This is a genomic window from Streptococcus sp. GMD4S, assembly GCF_000296955.1.
In genome coordinates this window covers 1-5000 of record NZ_AJRE01000455.1, presented here as the reverse complement: position 1 = coordinate 5000, position 5000 = coordinate 1, and the positions used below count along the sequence as shown (strand labels likewise).

Genomic DNA, 5000 nt, shown 5'->3' with positions numbered 1-5000 from the left:
AAGGATAGAAGAAGATGAGAATCAATAAGTATATTGCCCACGCAGGTGTGGCCAGTAGGAGAAAAGCAGAAGAGTTGATCAAGCAAGGTTTGGTGACAGTTAACGGTCAAGTGGTGCGTGAACTCGCAACGACCATCAAGTCTGGTGACAAGGTCGAAGTGGAAGGCCAGCCCATCTACAACGAAGAAAAGGTCTACTATTTGCTTAACAAACCACGCGGAGTGATTTCCAGTGTGACAGACGACAAGGGCCGCAAGACTGTTGTAGACCTCTTGCCCAATGTAAAAGAACGGATTTACCCAGTTGGACGTTTGGACTGGGATACATCAGGTGTCTTGATTTTGACCAATGATGGTGATTTTACGGATGAGATGATTCACCCCCGTAATGAGATTGATAAGGTCTATGTCGCGCGTGTTAAAGGTGTGGCCAACAAAGAAAATCTCCGTCCCTTGACCCGTGGACTTGAGATTGATGGCAAGAAAACTAAGCCAGCTGTATATGAAATTCTCAAAGTGGATCCAGTCAAAAATCGCTCAGTAGTGCAGTTGACTATCCATGAAGGACGCAACCATCAGGTTAAAAAGATGTTTGAAGCCGTCGGTCTTCAAGTGGATAAGTTGTCGCGGACACGTTTTGGACACCTAGACTTGACAGGTCTTCGTCCGGGAGAATCCCGTCGCCTTAATAAAAAAGAAATCAGCCAACTACACACTATGGCTGTAACCAAGAAATAATGAAACGCATCTTAATAGCGCCAGTACGCTTTTACCAACGTTTTATCTCCCCAGCCTTTCCCCCCTCTTGTCGCTTTGAGCCGACTTGTTCCAACTACATGATTCAGGCTATTGAAAAACATGGCTTCAAGGGTGTTCTGATGGGCTTGGCTCGGATTTTACGTTGCCACCCCTGGTCGAAAACAGGTAAGGACCCCGTCCCAGATCACTTTTCCCTCAGACGAAATCAAGAAAAAAAATAACCCAACATCACCTGATGTTGGGTTTTCTTGTTTATTTCAAAGCTTTTTGAGCGTCTTCAATCATGAGTTTAGTTGATTCAAGTCCGCCTCCGCTTAGATACCAGAGGTCTGGTGTTAGTTGGATGATTTTACCATTTTTAGCAGCAGGAGTTTCAGCGATGAGGGCATTTTCTAGGACGCCATCGTTGCTTGAGTTGTCCCCACCAATGGCAAGGGTACGGTTGATGACAAAGAGGATGTCAGGATTGATTTCTTTGACACTTTCAAAGCTGACTTCTTGTCCGTGGCGAGAGTCTTCAAATTTGGTGTCAGTTGGCTTGAATTTTAAGGTTTGATACAAGAAAGAGAAACGAGATTGGGCACCAAAGGCAGCCATTTTTCCTTCATTGAGGAGGATAGCAAGGGCTTTTTTGTCAGAACTTTCGTTTTTAGTAGCGACTTCTTGGATGCTCTTATCTAGGTTAGCCAATTCTTGCTTGGCTTTCTGAGTGCCTGTTTCACCAAAGGCGCTTGCAAGGGATTCGATGTTGGTCTTGGTAGAAGTCCAGTAGTCGTCCTTACTTGCTTGGAAGAGAACGGTTGGAGCAATTTCTTTGAACTTGTCTACGAATTTTTGGGTACGTGGAGAAGCGATAATCAAATCCGGCTCAAGAGCAGCAATGGCTTCTAGGTCTGGCTCAACCATGGAACCCACATTGTTGACATTTCCTGTAAGATCTTTTAGGTAAGTCGGAACAGTTTTTGTAGGCATTCCGACGATATTCTTTTCAAAACCTAAAGCGCGAATAGTATCCGCAGCACCGAGGTCAAAGGTCACAATCTTTTCAGGAACCTTTGAAAGTTTGACCTCATCTAGTGAACTTTTAATGGTTATCTCTGTTGGAGCAGAGCTACTTGTCTCTGTCTGGCTATTGCTTGAATTTGTATTTGTACTACATGCACCAAGTAAGAGCAAGAAGCTAGCCGCTAGGGCAGTGAGATAAAGTTTAAGGGATGTTTTCATGATTTCTCCTTTTTAAAATATAGTAACGATGTAGGGGGTCTCTTAAATAGGTTTGTTAGCTAAGAGACAGAGGGTTCTCTAACATGAGTTCAGAATAGCTAGCTATAGATACAGATCTTTTTGCCATTGATATCAGCCAGTGTGATGGGAATCTCATAAAGTTGACTGAGCAGGTCAGCCTGCATGATTTGAGCAGTCGTTCCCTTGCAAAAGACTTGACCGTCCTTAAAGGCAACAATTTCATCCGCATATTGGCTAGCCATGTTGATATCGTGGAGGACGATGATAATGGTTTTGCCAAGTTCCTCCACCAGTCGCCGAAGGATCTGCATCATGCTGACACTTTGCTTGATATCGAGATTGTTAAGCGGTTCGTCCAGCAAGATAAAGTCTGTATCCTGGGCTAGTACCATAGCGATAAAGACACGTTGGAGTTGTCCGCCAGACAGACTATCGATGTAGCGGTCTTTTAAGTTGGTCAGTTCCAGATAGTCAAGGGTTTCTCGAATTTTTTCCCAGTCTTCCGCCCTCAGTCGACCACGACTGTAGGGAAAACGTCCAAAGCTGACCAGTTCTTCTACAGTCAATTTGGCTTGGTAATTAATCTTCTGCTTTAGGATGGTGAGTTCTTTGGCCAGTTCTTGGGAATTCCAGCTTTCGATTTCCCGGCCTTTAATACTGAGAATCCCCTGATCTTTCTTGGTCAGTCTGCTCATGATGGAGAGAAGAGTTGATTTCCCGGCGCCGTTTGGACCAATGAAGGCTGTCAGTTTCTGAGGACTGACTTCAAGGGAAATGTCTTGCAAAATATCCTGTTTTTGAATGGATTTGTCAATGTTTTCCAGTTTCACTGACGTGCCCTCCTGTAAAGTAAGATAAAGAATAAGAGACCACCCACACTCTCGATGATCATGCTGATGCGAATTTCCAGCGCAAAGACTCGTTCGATGAGGGCTTGCCCCAAGGTCAAACTAATAAATCCAATCAGAATGGCTACGATAAAGAGCAACTTGTGCCGATAATCTTTGACAATCAGGTAAGTGAGATTGGCTAGCATAAAGCCGAAGAAGGCCATAGGTCCTACCAAGGCAGTCGCTGTTGAGGTCAAAAGCACGATGCCCCAGAGGAGTTCTCTCTGTTCTTTTTCAACATCGAGTCCCAGTATCTGAGCCGTTTCTCTTTGCAGGTGCAAGACATCCAGAACGACTGCTTTTCGAAAGAAAAAGATTGTCAAGGCAAGGATGATCAGAGAACCGATGGCTAGGATGGAAGTGTTGAGATGCTGAAAGGAGGCAAAGAGAGTGTTCTGCAGTTTATCGTATTCATTTGGATCCATCAGGACTTGGAGGAAGGTACTGATATTTCGAAAGAGACTTCCCAGGGCTAGGCAGATTAGCAGAATGAAAACCAGATCTTGCTTCATCAGCGTCTTCAAGTAGCCTTGTAAGGCGAGAAAGAAGAGGGATTGAAGCAGAAGCAAGATTAGAAATTCTAAGACAGGCGACTTTCCAAGCTGTAGAAATTTGCTTTCAAATATCAGTAGCAGGGTCTGTAGCAAGACATAGAAGGATTCGATTCCCAAAATACTTGGCGTCAGAAAGCGATTTTCCGTCAGGGTTTGAAAACTAATGGTCGAAATCCCTGTCGCGACGGCTACCAAGAGATAAACGATGATTTTTTGGGAACGTAGCTTCCAGGCAAAGGAAGATAGATGGGTGATGGGCCAAAAGTAGAGAAGACAAGCTCCAATGGCCAGAATAATGAGAAGGCAGAAGAGCTTGGTATGTTTGCTTTTAAACTGCATCTTTTTGTCCCCCTCTCCAGAGAAGTAGGATAAAGACGAGGCTACCGATGATTCCTAGTAGGAGACTGACAGACAGCTCATAGGGCCGAATCAAGACTCGAGAGAGGATGTCGCAGGCCAGAACCATATTGGCTCCGACCAGAGCGACCATGAGTTTAGTTTGGCTCAGATTATCTCCATAGCGCTTGCGGACAAGATTGGGAACGATGACTCCGAGAAAAGGCAAGGCACCCACGGTAATCATGGTGACACTTGTCGTTAGCGCCACCAGAAAAAGGGCCAGTTTTTCAAGTAGAGAGTAAGAAATCCCCAAACTTTCACTGGTTTCCTTGCCCAGATTCATGATGGTGAAGGTTTGGGAGAATTTCCAAACGGCTATCAGGATAATGAGGCCTAAGAAGAGCCACTCATACTGATGGGTCTGAATCATGGAGAAGGAGCCCTGGGTCCAAGCAGTCATACTCTGAACCAGATTGAAACGATAGGCGATAACTTCTGTGACAGAACCGATAATCCCACTATAGATGATCCCGATCAAGGGCAACATCCACCTTTCCTTTACAGAAAAAATAGTCATAAAGGCCAGGAAAAAGAGGGTAAATAAAATGGATGAGCCAAAAGCAAAGAGCATCTTTTGGGTCAGACTCGCAGACGGAAAGACAAAGAGGCTTAACACCATTCCCAGTTTAGCGGCTTCTGTGGTTCCGACTGTACTTGGAGCAGCGAATTGATTTTGAGTAATGGTCTGCATGAGGAGTCCTGCCATGCTCATACTGGAGGCTGCAAGGAGAATACTGATGGTTCTTGGAAGACGCGACTCTTGAAAGAGAAGCCAGGTCTGTTGGTCAAAAGCAAAGAATTTTTCCCAAGAAAAATCACTGGTTCCAATGGTAATGGAGAGAAAGACCAGGAGTAGAAGTAAGCCTGTTAAAATATGAGAGAGTTTCATGCCCCGTCCTTTCATGTAGATTTGGTATAAAAATACCCTTGGAGATAATGTAACACGATTTTTTTAATCTGTCAATAAATTTTCTGACAATTTAATGTAAAAAGAAAGAAAAATTTCTGAAATTACATCTGCCCCTCTCTTTTATTGGAAAACTGAGTAAAAACCAATCCACCTTCCCACTATCCTTCTCCTATAAAAAGTGGTAAAATGGAGGACAGAAAGAAGGAACTGATATGACAACATTATTTTCAAAAATCAAAGAAGT

6 protein-coding genes are annotated in these 5000 nt (G+C 44.0%); 2 read left to right on the top strand and 4 right to left on the bottom strand.

All coding sequences use genetic code 11. The features are described from left to right. Positions 1-14: 14 nt before the first annotated feature. Both GMD4S_RS11430 and yidD read left to right on the top strand, forming a co-directional pair. Positions 15-737: a pseudouridine synthase gene (locus GMD4S_RS11430; RefSeq protein WP_001222230.1), complete on the top strand. Its 723-nt coding sequence runs from the start codon at positions 15-17 to the stop codon at positions 735-737. Then, entirely contained in the window at positions 737-979 is a 243-nt protein-coding gene (yidD, locus tag GMD4S_RS11425) for a membrane protein insertion efficiency factor YidD (RefSeq protein WP_000821627.1), read from the top strand. Before GMD4S_RS11430 ends, yidD begins: the two co-directional genes overlap by 1 nt. 31 nt (positions 980-1010) lie before the next feature. Here yidD and GMD4S_RS11420 read toward each other — a convergent pair whose 3' ends face one another. The 4 genes from GMD4S_RS11420 to GMD4S_RS11405 all read right to left on the bottom strand — a co-directional run bounded on the left by GMD4S_RS11420 (position 1011) and on the right by GMD4S_RS11405 (position 4735). Continuing rightward, positions 1011-1982, bottom strand: coding sequence for a siderophore ABC transporter substrate-binding protein (locus tag GMD4S_RS11420; protein ID WP_000858272.1), 972 nt, complete (start codon positions 1980-1982; stop codon positions 1011-1013). A 98-nt stretch (positions 1983-2080) separates the two neighbouring features. Next, positions 2081-2833: an iron ABC transporter ATP-binding protein gene (locus GMD4S_RS11415; RefSeq protein ID WP_000764285.1), complete on the bottom strand. Its 753-nt coding sequence runs from the start codon at positions 2831-2833 to the stop codon at positions 2081-2083. Next, positions 2830-3786, bottom strand: coding sequence for an iron chelate uptake ABC transporter family permease subunit (locus GMD4S_RS11410; RefSeq protein WP_001159839.1), 957 nt, complete (start codon positions 3784-3786; stop codon positions 2830-2832). The genes GMD4S_RS11415 and GMD4S_RS11410 overlap by 4 nt, the downstream gene beginning before the upstream one ends. After that, positions 3776-4735: an ABC transporter permease gene (locus tag GMD4S_RS11405; RefSeq protein WP_000777218.1), complete on the bottom strand. Its 960-nt coding sequence runs from the start codon at positions 4733-4735 to the stop codon at positions 3776-3778. The genes GMD4S_RS11410 and GMD4S_RS11405 overlap by 11 nt, the downstream gene beginning before the upstream one ends. Positions 4736-5000: the final 265 nt, after the last annotated feature.

Excerpts from the sequence above, each read along its gene's own strand:
- GMD4S_RS11430 (WP_001222230.1), top strand. The coding sequence starts at position 15 with ATGAGAATCAATAAGTATATTGCCCACGCAGGTGTGGCCAGTAGGAGA.
- yidD (WP_000821627.1), top strand. The coding sequence starts at position 737 with ATGAAACGCATCTTAATAGCGCCAGTACGCTTTTACCAACGTTTTATC.
- GMD4S_RS11420 (WP_000858272.1), bottom strand. The coding sequence starts at position 1,982 with ATGAAAACATCCCTTAAACTTTATCTCACTGCCCTAGCGGCTAGCTTC.
- GMD4S_RS11410 (WP_001159839.1), bottom strand. The coding sequence starts at position 3,786 with ATGCAGTTTAAAAGCAAACATACCAAGCTCTTCTGCCTTCTCATTATT.
- GMD4S_RS11405 (WP_000777218.1), bottom strand. The coding sequence starts at position 4,735 with ATGAAACTCTCTCATATTTTAACAGGCTTACTTCTACTCCTGGTCTTT.